Here is a 15,571-nt window from a genome sequence, read left to right as displayed (position 1 = left end):
GTCGCGAGCCTCGAAGACCGGCCAACCGATGCGCCGGCGAGGCCGGCGCATTCGTCACGGCCCGCTCCTGGCCTTTCACCCCAGCACCGGCCAGGCCTTCTGCTTCGGCCGGAGCTTCTCGAGCACGCGGCTCAATCGCAGCACGCCGTAATCGTCGAAGCGCCGGCCGATGACCTGGACGCCAACAGGCATGCCGTCGCTGTGGAAGGTCCAGTTGACGCTGGCCGCCGGCTGCTCGCTCATGTTGGAGGCAACCGTGAAGGGGATGTGCTCCAGCGCGGTATGCGGGTCGTCGGTCGGCGAATGGGCTTCCGCCGCGTAGCTGACCGGGCAGGTGACCGGCGAGAGCACGAAGTCGTAGGGCTGGGTCGCCTTGATGCTCGCCTCGCGCATGGCGTGGACGGCGGTATAGGCGCGCATCACGTCGGTGCCGGTGAAGGATTTGGCCCGCCAGGTCGCCCATTCCACGATATAGGGCAAAAGCTGCTTCTTCTTCGCCTCCGGCAGGTCGGCGATGTCGGCATAGGAGCGTGCCTCGAAGAACCGGCAGATGCCGTCGAGCATTTCCTTGGTCAGGTAGCCCTTCAGCTCCTCCACCTCGGCGCCTTCCTTGGCGAGCGCCCTGGCCGCGGCCTTGACCGCCCTGACGATGGCCGGATCGGCCTTCAGCCCCGCCGGCATTTCGGTCAAGAGCCCGATCTTCAGGCCCTTGACCTTCAGGCCGCCGAGCTTCCTGGCGTAATCGACGGGGTCGTAAGGCAGGTCCATGAAGTCGCGCGGGTCGGGCCGCGAGATCACGGTCATCAGCAGCGCCGCATCCTTGACGGTGCGGGTCATCGGGCCGGCGACGCGGCCGAGGAAGGGCGGATGGATCGGCACCCGGCCGAGCGAAGGCTTCAGCCCGAACAGCCCGCAATGGGCGGCGGGAAGCCGGATCGAGCCGCCGATGTCGGTGCCGATATGCAGCGGGCCGTAGCCGGCCGCCCCCGCCGCGCCGGCGCCCGACGACGAGCCGGCGGTGTTCCTGGCGAGGTTCCAGGGATTGCGGGTGATGCCGTGCAGCGACGACAGGCCGGCCGAAAGCATGCCGTAATCCGGCATGGTGGTCTTGCCCGTGATGACGGCGCCGGCCTCGCGCAGGCGCGCCGGCACCGGTGAATCCACCGGTCGCGGCGTCATGTCGGCGATCGGCACGCCGACCGGGCAGGGGTCGCCCTCGGTCGCCATGTTCTCCTTCACGGTCGCCGGCACGCCGTCGATGGCCGAGAGCGGCTCAGCCCTGGCGAAGCGCCTCTCGGCGGCCTTGGCCGCCGCCAGCGCCTGATCGGCCGAGACGATGTACATGGCGTTGATCTTCGGCTCGCAGGCCGCGATGCGTTCGAGCACCGCCTTGGTCACCTCCACCGGCGACAGGGTCTTGGCGCGATAGGCCTTGGCAAGCTCGGCGGTCGACATATCAGGCAGGGCAGTCATGGATGGCTCCGGAACGATGGCGCAGCATCCTCCGGCGCCGGCCCGCTCGGCAAGGCCACGGGCTCGCGGGCAAGCCATGCGGCATCGTCTCCCCGGCCGTTCGGAGCGCTGGCCTTCGCCGCCAGAACCGTTAAATTCGACGGTCAAATCAGTGCCGGTTCGAGGTTCCCGATATGCTGTCTTCCGTGCTCATCGCCAATCGCGGCGAAATCGCCGTCCGCGTCATCAAGACGGCACGGCGGCTGGGTTTGCGCACGATCGCGGTCTATTCGGACGCCGATGCCGGGGCACTGCACGTGCGCATGGCGGATGAGGCCTATCCGATCGGTCCGGCGCCGGCGCGCGACAGCTATCTGGTGATCGACAAGATCATCCAGGCGGCCAAGCAGTCCGGCGCCCAGTCGATCCATCCGGGTTACGGCTTCCTGTCGGAGCGTGCCGAATTCGCCGATGCCTGCACCGAGGCCGGGATCGTCTTCATCGGCCCGCCGGCCAGCGCGATCCGCGCCATGGGTCTGAAGGACGGTGCCAAGACGCTGATGCAGAAGGCCGGCGTGCCGGTCGTGCCGGGTTATCACGGCGCCATGCAGGACCCGAAATTCCTCAAAGAGAAAGCCTATGAGATCGGCTATCCCGTGCTGATCAAGGCGGTCGCCGGCGGCGGCGGCAAAGGCATGAAGAAGGTCGAGAAGCTCGTCGATTTCGACGAGGCGCTGGCCTCCGCTCAGCGCGAGGCGGCGAGCTCCTTCGGCGATCCGCGCGTGCTGATCGAGAAATATGTGCAGTCGCCACGCCATATCGAGATCCAGGTGTTCGGCGACACCTTGGGCAATGTGGTGCATCTGTTCGAGCGCGACTGCTCGCTGCAGCGCCGTCACCAGAAGGTGATCGAGGAGGCTCCGGCCCCCGACATGCCGCCGGCCATGCGCGAGGCCATGGGCCGCGCGGCGGTCGAAGCGGCCAAGGCGGTCGGTTATGTCGGTGCCGGCACGGTCGAATTCATCGCCGACGGTTCCAACGGACTGCAGCCCGACAAGTTCTATTTCATGGAAATGAACACCCGCCTGCAGGTCGAACATCCCGTGACCGAGGCGATCACCGGCCAGGACCTGGTGGAATGGCAATTGCGCGTCGCCTCGGGCGAGCGGCTGCCGCTGTTGCAGGACGAGCTGCAGATCCACGGCCATGCCGTGGAGGCGAGACTCTATGCCGAGGATCCGGAGAAGGGCTTCCTGCCGTCCACCGGCACCCTGCACACGCTGCGCTTCGGCGACGGCGAGGGCGTGCGGGTCGATACCGGCGTCGAGCAGGGCGCCGAGGTCTCGCCCTTCTACGATCCGATGATCGCCAAGGTGATCGCCTATGGCGAGACCCGCGACGAGGCCTTGGATCGGCTCGGCGCGGTGCTGGGCGAAACGGTGGTGGCCGGGCCGCGCACCAACCTGGCCTTCCTGAAGGCCCTGACCGAGGCGCCGGGCTTCCGCTCCGGCCATTTCGACACCGGTTTCATCGACCGTAATCTGGCGGCGCTCGGCGCCGTGCCGCGCCCGGCCGATCCGGAGACCGTCCGGCTCGCCGCGCTGAAACTGCTCGACGGGGTGTGGAGCGACCGGCAGTGGCGCGACCAGCTGCGCTCCAACGAGGGCGTCTCGCCCTGGGCCGCCACCGACGGCTTCCAGCTCGGCGCGGCGCGGCGGGTCGGCATGCCGCTGGTGGTCGATGGTGAACGGGTGCAGGTTGATCTCGTGTCGCCCGCGTCGAACAGCGGAACAGGCGCCAATCCGAATGTTCGTGCGGTGTTCGGCGGCGGCGAAAGCGCCTATCGCGACGACTACGTGCCCTTGAGCGCGGACCCCGCCTTCACCCTGACCCGCGACGGGCTGTTCGTCGTCCGTGACGGCCGCCAGACCGAGGTGCGCCGGTTCGACCCCTTCGATGTCGATCTCGACCATCTCGACGGCGGCGGCGCGGTCAAGGCGCCGATGCATGGCAAGGTGATCGCCGTGCTGGTCGAGCCGGGCCAGCAGGTCTTGAAGGGCGACCGGGTCGCGGTGATCGAAGCGATGAAGATGGAGCATACGCTGGTGGCGCCAAGCGACGGCACGGTGACCGCCGTGATGGTTTCGGCCGGCGAGCAGGTGGGCGAGGGCGCCGCGGTTGCGACCATCGAGGCGGCGGCGGAGAAGGCCGCGTGAACGGCGTCGCGGTGAAGCTCGCGGCTGCCTCGGTGGCGGCGCTGGCCTTGCTGACAGGCCCGGCCGAGGCCTGCCAGTGTTACCCCTGGTCGCGCGAGGATGTGGTGGCGCGCGCCGACGTGCTGGTCGAGGGCACGGTGGCGGTGGTCACCCGCGTGCAGCGCGGCCAGAGCCAGGCGACGATCGATGTCAGCCGCCAGGAAAAGGGCATACCGGTGACGTCCATCACCGTGCTGACCCCCGACAATCCGGCGAGCTGCGGCGTCGATTTCCGGGTGGCGCAGCGGGTGGTGCTCGCCGCGGTGCGCGATGGCCCGGTCTGGCGCACCAATCTGTGCATGGCTCTGGCGCTTCGCCCCGTGCCATTTATCCCCAACCGTTGATCGGCTGACGGATATCCCGGCCTTGGGCCTGCCGCCTGCTTCGCGCTAGGATGGCGCCATGGCTCTGCATCTCATCAAGCTCTGCGTCGGCGCGGAATCGGTCGAGGACCTGCAGGAATGGGTCGACCGGCGCATGAAGACCTATGGCGAACAGGTCCACACCACGCGCATGCAGCCCAAGCGTCATGACGAGCTGATTGGCGAAGGTTCGCTCTATTGGGTGATCAAGGGCACGATCCTGTGCCGCCAGAAGCTTTTGGGCATCCGTCCCTTCACCGACAGCGAGGGCATTTCGCGCTGCGACCTGCTGCTCGAGCCGGTGATCGTGCGGGTGCAGCCGCGCCGGCGCGGCCCGTTCCAGGGCTGGCGCTATTTTCCTCAGAGCGACGTCCCGCCCGACATGTCGAGCGGCGTGACCAAGGGCATGCCGCAGGAACTGGCCAAGCAATTGGCCGAGCTGGGGTTGTTGTAGGGATTGACGCGTGTCGCGGGTGAGGCGCCGTCGGGCAGAAAGACAGCCGGAATATCTCTACGTCATCCCCGGCGAGCGAAGCGAGGGAAGGGGATCCAGGGGCCGACAGGCTGCGCTTTCAGCGCAAAAAACCATAGGCGGTTGATTTGTCTTCTGGGTGATTTCACAGCGTCTTGGACGGCGCCCTGCGGCTCCTGGATCCCCTTCCCTCGCTTCGCTCGCCGGGGATGACGTAGTGAATTCTTCTGCCGCCGTTCGCCAGGTTTTCCCTCATCCGCAACACTTCGATTCAAGCGATCACACCGCCCTATCACACTGCGATATTGTCGATCAGCCTGACGACGCCGATCCGGGCCGCGACCAGGATGCGCAAGGGTGTGCCGGGCCGCGGTGCGCCGAGGTCGTCGGCGGCGCGGCATTCGAGGTAGTCGAGCGTAAATCCACCGGCGGTGATCGCCTGACGGCCGTTCGCCATGGCTTCCTCGATCGCCACGCCTGCGCGGATGGCGGCCGCCGCCTCCTGCATGGTCCGGTGCAGCAGCGGCGCCTTGGCGCGGTCTTCGGGGCTCAGATAGACATTGCGCGAGGACATGGCGAGGCCGTCGGCCTCGCGGATGGTCGGCGCGCCGCGGACATCGACGGCGAGATCGAGATCGGCGGCCATGCGCCGGACCACGGCCAGTTGCTGAAAATCCTTCTCGCCGAAGATCGCCATATCCGGTCCGCACTGCGTGAACAGCTTGGCGACGATGGTGGCGACGCCGCCGAAATGGTGCGGCCGGGCGACGTCGTCGAGCCCGGCCAGCGCCGGGCCTTCGAGGCTGATGCTGGTGGCGAAGCCCTTGGGGTACATCACGTCGACGGTCGGCGCGTAGACCGCCTCGCCGCCGATCGCCGCCAGTTTTTCAAGGTCGGCTTCGAAGGTCCTGGGATATTTGGAGAAATCCTCTGATGGAGCGAACTGGGTCGGATTGACGAAGATCGACACGATGACGCGCGCGCCCTCGGCCTTCGCCGCCTCGACCAGCGAGACATGGCCGGCATGCAGGGCGCCCATGGTCGGCACCAGCGCGACCTCTTCGCCCTTGGCCCTGAAACGGGCGACCAGCGCGCGGAGATCCGCGACGGTGCGGACAATGGCCGGCATCGTGGAGGTCATGGCAGGCGTCCTCGGCTGAAATCGGGCTTCAGGCAGTTTCGTCTTCGGCGCCGGGCCGCGCCATCCACCAGACGACCAGCATGGCGACCGGAATCCAGCCGATGCCGGCCAGGGCATAGAACACCGGCTCGCCGATCGGGCCGAAATTGCGCGCGGCCTTGTACATGAGCGCCATGATCAGCAGCGCATAGAACACCACCCAGGCCAGCAGGATGAAGGTGCCGATGAGCTTGCGGGTGCGCACGTGCATGGGTTCTGGTCCAGGACAGGATGCCGCCTTGTCGGGCACCGGCGCGGTCTATATCTCTCCCTGACCGTCCATCACAAGCCCAGGGGATCGCCGCATGCCGGCCGGCCAACCCGTTTCCGCCTCGACCGATCATGACCGCATGGTGCGCCTCTGGCTTCTGGCGATCGCCGTGCTGGTCTTCGCCATGGTGGTGGTCGGCGGCGCGACGCGGCTGACCGATTCCGGGCTGTCGATCACCGAATGGCGGCCGGTCATGGGCGCCATCCCGCCGCTCGGTCACGACCAGTGGCTGGCCGAATTCGCCAAATACCAGGCGAGCCCGCAATATGACGCGATCAATCGCGGCATGAGCTTGAGCGATTTCCAGTTCATCTACTGGTGGGAATGGGCGCACCGGTTGCTCGGCCGGGTGATCGGGGCCGCCATGCTGCTGCCCTGGCTGTTCTTCGTCGCCAAGGGGTGGCTCAAGGGGCGGCTCGCCGCGGTCACCTTCGGCATCGGCCTGATGATCGGCCTGCAGGGCCTGGTCGGCTGGATCATGGTGGCCTCCGGGCTCAATGCCGGGATGGTGGCGGTGGCGCCGCTGAAGCTGATGTTCCACCTCACCCTCGCCTGCCTGATCTTCGCGCTGCTGATCTGGGTGGCGCTGGGGCTTGGTCCCCAGCGTGAGCGGGGCCCGGTCGCGCCGAAGCTGCGCGCCGGCGGCATCGCGATCCTGGCGCTGCTGTTCGTGCAGATCATGCTGGGCGCGCTGGTCGCCGGCAATGACGCCGGCATGCGTTTCAACGACTGGCCGCTGATGGACGGCGCGCTGGTGCCGCCGCTCGACCAGCTGTTCGACAAGCCGAGCACGCTCGAGGCCTTCGTCGACTCACTGGCCTTGACCCAATTCAACCACCGGCTCGGCGCCTATGCGCTTTTCGCGCTGGCGATCTGGCACATGCTGAGCGCCCGCGGCACGGGTTTCGCCAAGAGCGCGGTGGTGCTGCTCGGCCTGGTCACGGCCCAGGCGGTGATCGGCATCACCACGCTGATGCTGGTGGTGCCGCTCTGGGCCGGCCTCCTGCACCAGGCTTTCGCGGTCCTGGTGCTCGGCCATGTCGTCGGCCATGTGCATGGGCTGACGCGGGCACCGCGGATGCCGGAGCAGCCTGCGGCGCAGGTTCTTTCGGCCGTCTAACTCGGAGTTACATCGGCGGGAACTACATACGTCACCCCCGGCGAGCCGGAGCAGAAGCTCTTGCTTCTGCGGAGGCGAGGGAAGGGGGGCCAGGAGTTGCTGAGCACGACCTCGCCCCAGCGAAACCAACTCGCCGATATGCACGGCAAGAGCCGACGAGGCCGCCCTGGACCCCCTTCCCCTCGGCTTCGCCTCGGCCGGGGGTGACGTAGAGGTTCAAGTGCGACATTGGGCTCGGGGCGGATGGCCAACCGTTCCAGCTGGCCACCGCCCCGTGCTTCTCCCCGATCAAACCGCGCGCAGCGATTCCTCAAGATCGGCGATGATGTCGGCGGCGTCCTCGATGCCAACAGACAGGCGCACGACCTCCGGGCCGGCGCCGGCCTGGGTCTTCTGGTCATCCGACAATTGCTTGTGGGTGGTCGACGCCGGGTGAATGATCAGCGAACGGGTGTCGCCGACATTGGCGAGGTGCGAAAACAGCTTGACCTCGGAGACCAGCTTGACGCCGGCCTCGAAGCCGCCCTTCAGGCCGAAGGTGAACACCGCGCCGGCGCCGCGCGGGCAATATTTCTGGGCGAGCCCGTGCTGCTTGTCGCTCGGCAGGCCGGGATAGCTGACCCAGGCGATCTTCGGGTGCTTGGACAGCCAGTCGGCGATCTTCAGGGCGTTCTGGCAATGCTTGTCCATGCGCAGCGGCAAGGTTTCGATGCCGGTCAGGATCATGAAGGCGTTGAACGGCGACAAAGCAGGGCCGAGATCGCGCAGGCCGAGCACCCGGCAGGCAATGGCGAAGGCGAAATTGCCGAAGGTCTCGTGCAGGACGATGCCGCCATATTCCGGGCGCGGCGACGACAGCATGGGATAGCGGCCGCCCTTCGACCAGTCGAAGCTGCCGCCGTCGACGATCAGGCCGCCAATGGAATTGCCGTGGCCGCCGAGGAACTTGGTGGCGGAATGGACGATGATGTCGGCGCCATGCTCGAACGGCCGGATCAGGTAGGGCGAGGCCAGCGTATTGTCGACGATCAGCGGCACGCCGGCCTTGCGGGCGATGGCCGAGATGGCGGCGATGTCGGTGATGTTGCCGGCCGGATTGGCGATGCTTTCGATGAAGATCGCCTTGGTCTTCGGGGTGATCGCCGCTTCGAAGGCGGCGAGGTCGTCCTGGTCGGCCCAGATCACGTTCCAGCCGAAATTCTTGTAGGAATGGTTGAACTGGTTGATCGAGCCGCCATAGAGCTTCTTGGAGGCGACGAAATCGTCGCCGGGCTGCAGCAGCGCATGCATGACCAGGAATTCGGCGGCATGGCCCGAGGCGACCGCCAGCGCGGCGGTGCCGCCCTCGAGCGCCGCGACCCGCTCTTCCAGCACCGCGTTGGTCGGGTTGCCGATGCGCGTATAGATATTGCCGAAGGCCTGCAGGCCGAACAGCGAAGCGGCATGGTCGACGTCGTCGAAGACGAAGGACGTGGTCTGGTAGATCGGGGTCGCCCGGGCGCCGGTGGTCGGATCCGGCTGGGCGCCGGCATGGACGGCCAAGGTCGAGAAGCCGGGAATACGGTCGGACATGGTTTCCTCCTTGAGTTCGCGACCTTGGATATGGCGCGAATGACGATTGATGGGTCTCGTTGGGGTTATCGAGCGGGGTGTCGTGACGTCAAGTCAGGGCGAGCCGGTCGTCATGAAAGGGGGGATGAGCACGGGGTTGTGCTTCGGGCCTCCCCTTGGCCGCGAAAGGCGCTACGTCATCCCCAGCCGAGCGAAGCGAGGGGAAGGGGATCCAGGGTCGACAGGTTACGCTCGCAGCGCATGAAATCTATCCGCGGGTGATCCCGTCCCGGTGATTTCGCGGCATTGCGGTATCTGCTCTGCAACCCCTGGATCCCCTTCCCCTCGCTTCGCTCGGCCGGGGATGACGTCGAGTCTATGCCGACTGTTGTCCCGCCTGGGATATTCAATAGTGCTATCCGGACAGCCCCTCAATCCTGCCCTTCGCTGCTGCCACCACCGAATGTCGGCCTGAGCCCGAGCTTCTGGAACTTGCCCTGTTTCAGCTGCGGCGCGCGCTTGGACGAGAGGGTCCGCGAATTGACGCCCATCCAGGCGATTTCCGACGACAGCCGGCCGAGCTCGATCTTCGGGCAGCGATTCATCACCACCTTCAGCCCGGCGGCCTCGGCGCGGGCCGCGGCGGCGTCGTTGCGCACGGTGAGCTGCATCCAGATCACCTGGGGTTTCGGTTCGAGCGTCAGCGCCTCGTCGACGACCGCGCCGGCGGCTTCCGAATTGCGGAAGATGTCGACCATGTCGATCGGTTCGGGAACCTCGGCGAGCGAGCCATAGACAGTGCGGTCGAGGATCTCCCGGCCGGCCAGGACCGGATTGACGGGATGGACGCGGTAGCCGCGGTCGATCAGGTATTTCAGCACGAAATAGCTGGGGCGGACCTCGTTCGCCGAGGCGCCGACCATGGCGATGACCTTCACCGACGACAGGATGCCGCGGATATAGCCATTGGAATAATCGTCGTGATTCACTTGTCCTCCCAGCGCGGCTCGCGTTTGCCGAGCAGCGCACCGATGCCTTCTTCCGCGTCGCGGGCCAGCATGTTGTCGACCATGACGGCGCTGGCATGTCGATAGGCGTCGGCAAGGCCCATTTCCAGCTGCTGGTAGAAGGCTTTCTTGCCGATCTTGACGGTGAGCGTGGATTTCGACGCGATGGTGCGGGCGAAAGCCTGGGCGGCGCCATGTTCCTCGCCCGGCGGCACGACCCGGTTGACCAGGCCCATGCGCAAGGCCTCCTCGGCGCTGACGAGTTCGCCGAGCAGCAGCATTTCCATGGCGTGCTTGCGGCTGACATTGCGCGACAGCGCCACCATGGGGGTGGAACAGAACAGGCCGAGATTGACGCCCGGCGTACAGAAGCGGGCGTCGCTGGAGGCGACCGCGAGATCGCAACTCGCCACCAGCTGGCAGCCGGCGGCGGTGGCGGTCGCCTGAACCGCGGCGATGACCGGCTGCGGCAAGGTGACGATCTGCTGCATGACGGCCGAGCAACGGTCGAGGATTTCGGTGAAATAGGCGCGACCGCGATCGGCATCGGCGCGCCTGGCCGTCATTTCCTTCAGGTTATGGCCGGAGGAGAAGACCGGCCCGTTGGCAGCCAGCACGACGGCGCGCACGGACGGATCGGCGGCGATCGCCTTCAGCGTTTCGGCGAGCGCCGCCAGCATGGCTTCCGACAGGCTGTTGCGGCTCGCCGGATCGTTCAGCGTCAGCGTTGCGACGCCGCCCTGGTCGTGGCGCAGGAGAATGGTCGTGGCCTGTTGCGGCGCGGGCGAGGGGGCGTTCATGACTATCTGCCGTTCGCTGGGGTGTCAGGCTCAAATTGGCCCGCTATCGTTCCGGCTTCAAGAGAGCTGCCGGCAGGCAGCCCTGCCGGGAGCCGAAACACCGATGTCTCATGCCGTCATGTCCATTCCGCAACTGGACGCCTTCCTGGCGCGCGACTTTCCGCAGGTGTTCACCGCCGACAGTCTCTACACCATCGTTTCGCTCGGCTATCGCGAATGCGTCATGCGCTGCCGGTTCGACGAGCGCCATCTGAGGCCGGGTGGCACGATCTCCGGTCCGACCATGATGACGCTCGCCGATGTCGGGCTCTATGTGGCGATCCTGGCCTCCGTCGGTCCGGTGGCCATGGCGGTGACCACCAATCTCAACATCAACTTCCTGCGCAAGCCGGCGCCGCGCGACCTGATCGCCGAGACCAGGCTGATGCGGCTCGGCCGCAGGCTGGCGGTCGGCGAAGTGGCGATCTATTCGGAAGGCGATGAGGAGATGGTCGCCCACGTCACCGGCACCTATGCGATCCCCCAGGAACGCCCGGACGCCTAAGCGCCTGCAATTTCGTACGAAAATCCATGGTATTGAAATACCTATTTTATAAGCCTTTGAAATGACTGAAAAAACGTACGCACTCGTGCATTGACGCGATGCGGTGCCTCGCTTATAGCCTTGCGCCATCGCGCCGGAGGATCCTGTTCTCCGGCGTTCGAATTTCCTCTTGTTCGGATGAGACCATCATGAAGACCTTCGTGGCCAAGCCGGCCGAGGTCGACAAGAAGTGGGTTCTGATCGACGCGAAAGGCCTGGTTGTGGGCCGCCTCGCGACGATCGTGGCCATGCGCCTGCGCGGCAAGCACAAGGCCAGCTACACCCCCCATGTCGATTGCGGTGACAATATCATCATCATCAATGCGGAGAAGGTGGTGCTCACCGGCCGCAAGTGGGACCAGAAGGCCTACTACCACCACACCGGTTACGCCGGCGGCATCAAGGAGCGGATCGCCAAGACCATCCGCGACGGCCGTTTCCCGGAGCGGATCATCGAGAAGGCCGTCGAGCGCATGATTCCGCGCGGCCCGCTCGGCCGCCAGCAGATGTCGAACCTGCGCGTCTACGGCGGCGACAAGCACCCGCATGAGGCGCAGTCGCCGGTCACGCTCGACGTCGGCGTCATGAACTCGAAGAATGTGAGGATCTGACGATGGCCGAGACCGTTACGTCTCTCGAGGGCCTCGCGTCCCTCAAGTCGGCAGCGCCCGATGCACCGAAGCATGTCCAGAAGCTCGACAAGCAGGGCCGCGCCTATGCCACCGGCAAGCGCAAGAACGCGGTTGCCCGCGTCTGGGTCAAGCCGGGCAATGGCACGATCACCGTCAACGAGCGTTCGCTCGAGGTCTATTTCGCACGCCCCGTGCTGCGCATGATCCTCAAGCAGCCGCTGGTCCTGGCCAATCGCGACACCCAGTACGACATCGTCGTCACGGTGGCCGGCGGCGGCCTGTCCGGCCAGGCCGGCGCGGTGCGCCACGGCATTTCCAAGGCGCTGACCTATTATGAGCCGGACCTGCGCGGCCCGCTCAAGAAGGAAGGCTTCCTGACCCGCGACAGCCGCGTGGTCGAGCGCAAGAAGTACGGCAAGGCCAAGGCCCGCCGCAGCTTCCAGTTCTCGAAGCGCTGATTGGGTCTTCCGACCTCACGACTTTGGAAAAGCCGGGCCTCGCGCCCGGCTTTTTCTTTTTGGGGAAGATGCGGACGGGAGCGTCCACCATCGGCCGAAATGGGCTCGCCCGGGGGTGACGTCGGTGGTTCGCGAAGCCTCGGCCGAGGGTGACGGAGGGGGTTCCGTGCAAGCCGGCTTCGGCCCCATCCCTCACACCGCCGTCGCGATCCACCAGGTGTTGCCGACAGGATCCATGACACCGCCGCGCCGGTCGCCGTCGCCTTTTTCCGTGGGGGCCTGGACCGGGGTCGCGCCCGTCGCCAGTGCCTTGCGATAGGTCGCGTCGACATCGGGCACATAGACGTGCAGCCAGACCGGGAAGGCGGGAAAACCCTCGGTGGCATCGGCGATCATGACGACCGAGTCGCCGATCCGGATCGAGGCATGCATGATGCTGCCGTCCTCGCGGGCAAGGCGCATCACGGTGGTGGCGCCGAAGATCTCGGTCGCGAAATCGATCAGCTTCGGCGCATCCCTGGCCATCACATAGGCCGAGACGGTGGAGTGGTCGGCAGGCTGAAACGGTTGGGCTGGCATGACCTCGTCCTGTTTCCTTGTCGGGTGACCGGTGGTCCGGCATGATCCCGCGCAGCGGGGCGCCCCTCCGGTCGCATCGTCCTCACAAGCGCGGCAAGCGGCGCATTGTTCTCACGGTTCGGAGCCCGGTCGCAATGCGGCGATTGATCGTTCTTATCCTTCTGGCGCTGGCTCTGCCGGGGCTGGCCCAGGCCCAAGCCCCGCAGACCCTGACCATCCGCGGCCTCGGCGACGCGCCCGTGACGCTCGATGTGGCGGCGCTCGAAAAGCTCGGGCCATCGGAGGTGACCGACAGCCGCGAGGTGACCGCGCCTTCCGGCCGGGAGCGCATCGACATCGTCTATCGGGGCGTCGAGCTGGCCAAAGTGCTGGAGGCCCATGGCATCGAGCGGCTCGACCGGCATGGCGTGCGCGCCGCCACCGTCATCGTGATCGCGCGCGACGGCTACCGGGCAAGTTTCAGTTGGGGCGAATTGTTCAACACGGCAGGCGGGCGGCGGGTCTTCGTCATCACCGGCGAGAACGGCCGGCCGAACAGCGCGCGCGAGGGCGCCTTCAGCCTGCGCGCGTTCGCAGACCTCCGGCCCGGCCCGCGCCATGTGCGCGACATCGCCGAGCTCGTGATCGAATTGCCGCGCTGAACGGATCGGGGGGCGATATCCCGTCTCCAGCCTTGCCTTGGCGCAGCCGGACGAAGCGCTCGGCTTCGACACAAAGTACGGGAACCCTGGTGCGGGAATCCTGGAAATTGCAGAAGTAATGCGAACTCGCCACCGATGAGTGTCCGATGTCCGACCAGGCGCATTCCGAAACGAAGCCGAACCGGTTGCACCGGCTCGGCAGGGCGCTGGGGGCGCGGCCCAGGCTGTTGATCTGTGCCGGCGTGATCACCGTCGTGGCGATCGCCATGCCCGGCGGGTTTGCCTTGCACACCCGTCTTCTGCTGGGCTGGGATGGCGGTGTCTGCCTCTATCTCGTCCTGACATGGCGGATGATGCTGCAGTCCGACGTTCACCAGTTGAGGCTACGCGCCGCCGCCCAGGACGAGGCGGAATGGGTCATCCTGGTGCTGACGGTCCTGGCGGCGGTGGTCAGCCTCGCCGCGATCGGCGCCGAGCTGCATGGGGTGAAGACCGCCAGTCCGGAATCGCAGCCCTGGCGCATCACGCTCGCCGCCTCGACCATCCTGGTGTCGTGGTTCTTCCTGCACACGGTGCTGGCGCTGCACTATGCCCATGACTATTACGCCCGCGAAAGCGCCGGGCGCGGGCTCGAATTCCCCGACCACATCAAGGAGCCGAGCTACTGGGACTTCATGTATGTGTCCTTCACCATCGGCGCGGCGTCGCAGACCTCCGACGTGGAGATCGCCTCACCCCGCATCCGTCGCGTCGCGCTGGCGCATACCGTGCTGTCTTTCCTGTTCAACACGACGATCCTGGCGCTGGCGATCAATGTCGGGGCGAGTTTGTTGTGAGGCGGGGGCTATGATTTCAATGCTTCGCATCAGGCTCGTCTTCGAGAGTGATTAAGGCGCCTCGTCTTGGCCGGGCTCGTCTCTGATATCCACGACCTATGTTTCTTTGTTCCGGGGCTTCTGCGGAGCGATTGTTGCCGCGGACAAACGGTCTGAATTCATGGATGGCCGGGACAAGCCCGGCCAGGACGAGAATTATCCTTGGGGCATGCGGCCTGAATCGACCGGGCGCAAGCCCCGTGCCGCTGCCGGGGGATTTGAAGCGAACACATCGTCTTGGCCGGGCTTGTCCCGGCCATCCACGACTTGCTTCGGCAAGGCCGGCCAAAAAGAAGCGAAAAGCGATGGGCCGGTGATCGCCCGTCAGTCGTTGCCTCCCGTTGGGCGTGCGCGACGATCGCCTTTCTCCGAGTCCGAACAAGGTGCTGGCCCGATCTCCTCAAGCTTTTTGCCTGCATCGTCTGGACGGCACAGGTCTTGCCGCGCAGTGTCGCAGATCAAAACCATCATCGCCGGTTTCAGCCGGCTCGAGGAATTTTCATGCCGCTCGACATTTCCCCCGTGCCCCAGGCCCAACGCGACGCGGCCTATAACAATGGCGCGGCGGTGCCGGGCTGGACCGATAAATTCGCGGCCTGGACGCTGGAATCGGCCGCGATCCGCACGCGCCACCAGGCCACCATGGACCTGCCTTTCGGCCCCGGCGAGCGCCAGAAGATCGACCTCTTTCCCGGTCGTGACCCGCAAGCGCCTTGCTTGGTCTATTTCCACGGCGGTTATTGGCAGCGCAATTCTCGCGAGATGTTCGCGGTGCTGGGCGAGGGCGTCGCGGCCCATGGCTGGTCGGTGGCGATCCCCGGCTACACGCTGGCGCCGGAGGCCTCGCTCAGCGACATCGTGACCGAATGCGGCATGGCGCTCGACTGGCTGGCCGGCGAGGGGCGGGGACGTGGGGTTGCCGGCCCGCTCATCGTGTCCGGCTGGTCGGCCGGCGGGCATCTCGCGGCGCTGGCGCTCGCCCATTCCGCGGTGCGGGCGGGCCTTGGCATATCGGGGGTGTTCGAACTGGCGCCGCTGCGCGACACCTATCTCGACGAGAAGCTCAAGCTGACCATGATCGAGATCGCCGACCTCTCGCCGATGCGCCGGCCGGCGGTAATGAAACCGTTCGCCGTCGCCTACGGCGCCGACGAGCTGCCGCAGCTGGTGGCGAATTCGGTCGGCTTCCATGCCGCGCGCCAACGCGTCGGCGCGCGGGGCGAGCTGATCCCGGTCGCCGGCGCCGACCATTTTTCTGTGCTCGACGAATTGCGCGGAGCGGATGGTCTTCTCACCCGCGCCGCGCTGTCGCTCGTCTGATCAGACCGCGACG

General features: G+C 66.4%; 17 protein-coding genes. 10 read left to right on the top strand and 7 right to left on the bottom strand.

Annotated elements, in window-relative coordinates:
- Positions 1 to 75: 75 nt before the first annotated feature.
- The gene (locus tag AC07WJ_RS31545; RefSeq protein ID WP_494938681.1) at positions 76 to 1,473 is read right to left on the bottom strand and encodes an amidase; all 1,398 of its coding nucleotides are present in this window, start codon (positions 1,471 to 1,473) and stop codon (positions 76 to 78) included.
- Positions 1,474 to 1,646: 173 nt separating this feature from the next.
- On the opposite strand from AC07WJ_RS31545, the gene AC07WJ_RS31540 reads away from it, so the two are divergent.
- Genes AC07WJ_RS31540 through AC07WJ_RS31530 form a run of 3 tightly spaced genes read left to right on the top strand, consistent with a single transcriptional unit; the run spans position 1,647 to position 4,523 of the window.
- The gene (locus AC07WJ_RS31540) at positions 1,647 to 3,668 is read left to right on the top strand and encodes an acetyl/propionyl/methylcrotonyl-CoA carboxylase subunit alpha (RefSeq protein WP_494938680.1); all 2,022 of its coding nucleotides are present in this window, start codon (positions 1,647 to 1,649) and stop codon (positions 3,666 to 3,668) included.
- Complete coding sequence (locus AC07WJ_RS31535) at positions 3,665 to 4,051, top strand: hypothetical protein (RefSeq protein WP_494938679.1); 387 nt, start codon at positions 3,665 to 3,667, stop codon at positions 4,049 to 4,051. Before AC07WJ_RS31540 ends, AC07WJ_RS31535 begins: the two co-directional genes overlap by 4 nt.
- Before the next feature lie 58 nt (positions 4,052 to 4,109).
- The gene (locus AC07WJ_RS31530; RefSeq protein ID WP_494938678.1) at positions 4,110 to 4,523 is read left to right on the top strand and encodes a DUF1489 family protein; all 414 of its coding nucleotides are present in this window, start codon (positions 4,110 to 4,112) and stop codon (positions 4,521 to 4,523) included.
- A 310-nt stretch (positions 4,524 to 4,833) separates the two neighbouring features.
- Here the strand turns inward: AC07WJ_RS31530 and panC are convergent, their stop codons facing one another.
- Together panC and AC07WJ_RS31520 are read right to left on the bottom strand one after the other, a co-directional pair.
- Positions 4,834 to 5,682 carry a pantoate--beta-alanine ligase gene (gene panC / locus AC07WJ_RS31525; protein WP_494938677.1) on the bottom strand — a complete coding sequence of 283 codons (849 nt, stop codon included), beginning with the start codon at positions 5,680 to 5,682 and terminating at the stop codon, positions 4,834 to 4,836.
- 28 nt (positions 5,683 to 5,710) lie between these two features.
- Positions 5,711 to 5,932, bottom strand: coding sequence for a DUF2842 domain-containing protein (locus AC07WJ_RS31520; RefSeq protein ID WP_494938676.1), 222 nt, complete (start codon positions 5,930 to 5,932; stop codon positions 5,711 to 5,713).
- A 94-nt stretch (positions 5,933 to 6,026) separates the two neighbouring features.
- Between AC07WJ_RS31520 and AC07WJ_RS31515 the strand changes: the two genes are divergently transcribed.
- A complete protein-coding gene (locus AC07WJ_RS31515; RefSeq protein WP_494938675.1) occupies positions 6,027 to 7,112 on the top strand; it encodes a COX15/CtaA family protein in 1,086 nt (361 codons plus the stop codon).
- A 288-nt stretch (positions 7,113 to 7,400) separates the two neighbouring features.
- On the opposite strand, the gene AC07WJ_RS31510 is transcribed toward AC07WJ_RS31515, so the two are convergent.
- The 3 genes from AC07WJ_RS31510 to AC07WJ_RS31500 all read right to left on the bottom strand — a co-directional run bounded on the left by AC07WJ_RS31510 (position 7,401) and on the right by AC07WJ_RS31500 (position 10,470).
- On the bottom strand, positions 7,401 to 8,684 hold the full coding sequence (locus AC07WJ_RS31510) for an O-acetylhomoserine aminocarboxypropyltransferase (RefSeq protein ID WP_494938674.1): 1,284 nt from the start codon (positions 8,682 to 8,684) through the stop codon (positions 7,401 to 7,403).
- 410 nt (positions 8,685 to 9,094) lie between these two features.
- Positions 9,095 to 9,652 carry a CoA-binding protein gene (locus AC07WJ_RS31505; protein WP_494938673.1) on the bottom strand — a complete coding sequence of 186 codons (558 nt, stop codon included), beginning with the start codon at positions 9,650 to 9,652 and terminating at the stop codon, positions 9,095 to 9,097.
- Positions 9,649 to 10,470: an enoyl-CoA hydratase gene (locus AC07WJ_RS31500; RefSeq protein WP_494938672.1), complete on the bottom strand. Its 822-nt coding sequence runs from the start codon at positions 10,468 to 10,470 to the stop codon at positions 9,649 to 9,651. Before AC07WJ_RS31500 ends, AC07WJ_RS31505 begins: the two co-directional genes overlap by 4 nt.
- A gap of 103 nt (positions 10,471 to 10,573) precedes the next feature.
- Here AC07WJ_RS31500 and AC07WJ_RS31495 point away from each other — a divergent pair, with 103 nt between their 5' ends.
- The 3 genes from AC07WJ_RS31495 (at position 10,574) to rpsI (ending at position 12,143) form a co-directional block, all read left to right on the top strand.
- Entirely contained in the window at positions 10,574 to 11,014 is a 441-nt protein-coding gene (locus AC07WJ_RS31495) for a PaaI family thioesterase (protein WP_494938671.1), read from the top strand.
- 188 nt (positions 11,015 to 11,202) lie between these two features.
- The gene (gene rplM, locus AC07WJ_RS31490; RefSeq protein WP_494938670.1) at positions 11,203 to 11,664 is read left to right on the top strand and encodes a 50S ribosomal protein L13; all 462 of its coding nucleotides are present in this window, start codon (positions 11,203 to 11,205) and stop codon (positions 11,662 to 11,664) included.
- A gap of 2 nt (positions 11,665 to 11,666) precedes the next feature.
- Complete coding sequence (gene rpsI, locus AC07WJ_RS31485) at positions 11,667 to 12,143, top strand: 30S ribosomal protein S9 (protein ID WP_494938669.1); 477 nt, start codon at positions 11,667 to 11,669, stop codon at positions 12,141 to 12,143.
- Positions 12,144 to 12,335: 192 nt separating this feature from the next.
- Here rpsI and AC07WJ_RS31480 read toward each other — a convergent pair whose 3' ends face one another.
- On the bottom strand, positions 12,336 to 12,722 hold the full coding sequence (locus AC07WJ_RS31480; RefSeq protein WP_494938668.1) for a VOC family protein: 387 nt from the start codon (positions 12,720 to 12,722) through the stop codon (positions 12,336 to 12,338).
- A 143-nt stretch (positions 12,723 to 12,865) separates the two neighbouring features.
- Between AC07WJ_RS31480 and AC07WJ_RS31475 the strand changes: the two genes are divergently transcribed.
- From AC07WJ_RS31475 to AC07WJ_RS31465, 3 genes are all read left to right on the top strand, one after another.
- Positions 12,866 to 13,363, top strand: coding sequence for a molybdopterin-binding protein (locus tag AC07WJ_RS31475; RefSeq protein WP_494938667.1), 498 nt, complete (start codon positions 12,866 to 12,868; stop codon positions 13,361 to 13,363).
- Positions 13,364 to 13,509: 146 nt separating this feature from the next.
- A complete protein-coding gene (locus AC07WJ_RS31470; RefSeq protein ID WP_494938666.1) occupies positions 13,510 to 14,199 on the top strand; it encodes a DUF1345 domain-containing protein in 690 nt (229 codons plus the stop codon).
- A gap of 540 nt (positions 14,200 to 14,739) precedes the next feature.
- A complete protein-coding gene (locus tag AC07WJ_RS31465) occupies positions 14,740 to 15,558 on the top strand; it encodes an alpha/beta hydrolase (RefSeq protein WP_494938665.1) in 819 nt (272 codons plus the stop codon).
- Positions 15,559 to 15,571: the final 13 nt, after the last annotated feature.

It is taken from the genome of Phreatobacter sp. GW821-FHT04C01, from assembly GCF_059420385.1.
The sequence above is the reverse complement of the archived record's forward strand: the minus strand, read 5'-3'. Positions and strand labels throughout refer to the sequence as shown.

Coding starts and splice junctions, on each gene's coding strand:
- rplM (WP_494938670.1), top strand. CDS start 11,203: ATGAAGACCTTCGTGGCCAAGCCGGCCGAGGTCGACAAGAAGTGGGTT.
- rpsI (WP_494938669.1), top strand. CDS start 11,667: ATGGCCGAGACCGTTACGTCTCTCGAGGGCCTCGCGTCCCTCAAGTCG.
- AC07WJ_RS31510 (WP_494938674.1), bottom strand. CDS start 8,684: ATGTCCGACCGTATTCCCGGCTTCTCGACCTTGGCCGTCCATGCCGGC.
- AC07WJ_RS31470 (WP_494938666.1), top strand. CDS start 13,510: ATGTCCGACCAGGCGCATTCCGAAACGAAGCCGAACCGGTTGCACCGG.
- AC07WJ_RS31500 (WP_494938672.1), bottom strand. CDS start 10,470: ATGAACGCCCCCTCGCCCGCGCCGCAACAGGCCACGACCATTCTCCTG.
- AC07WJ_RS31465 (WP_494938665.1), top strand. CDS start 14,740: ATGCCGCTCGACATTTCCCCCGTGCCCCAGGCCCAACGCGACGCGGCC.
- AC07WJ_RS31545 (WP_494938681.1), bottom strand. CDS start 1,473: ATGACTGCCCTGCCTGATATGTCGACCGCCGAGCTTGCCAAGGCCTAT.
- AC07WJ_RS31520 (WP_494938676.1), bottom strand. CDS start 5,932: ATGCACGTGCGCACCCGCAAGCTCATCGGCACCTTCATCCTGCTGGCC.
- AC07WJ_RS31495 (WP_494938671.1), top strand. CDS start 10,574: ATGTCTCATGCCGTCATGTCCATTCCGCAACTGGACGCCTTCCTGGCG.
- panC (WP_494938677.1), bottom strand. CDS start 5,682: ATGACCTCCACGATGCCGGCCATTGTCCGCACCGTCGCGGATCTCCGC.
- AC07WJ_RS31530 (WP_494938678.1), top strand. CDS start 4,110: ATGGCTCTGCATCTCATCAAGCTCTGCGTCGGCGCGGAATCGGTCGAG.
- AC07WJ_RS31515 (WP_494938675.1), top strand. CDS start 6,027: ATGCCGGCCGGCCAACCCGTTTCCGCCTCGACCGATCATGACCGCATG.
- AC07WJ_RS31480 (WP_494938668.1), bottom strand. CDS start 12,722: ATGCCAGCCCAACCGTTTCAGCCTGCCGACCACTCCACCGTCTCGGCC.
- AC07WJ_RS31540 (WP_494938680.1), top strand. CDS start 1,647: ATGCTGTCTTCCGTGCTCATCGCCAATCGCGGCGAAATCGCCGTCCGC.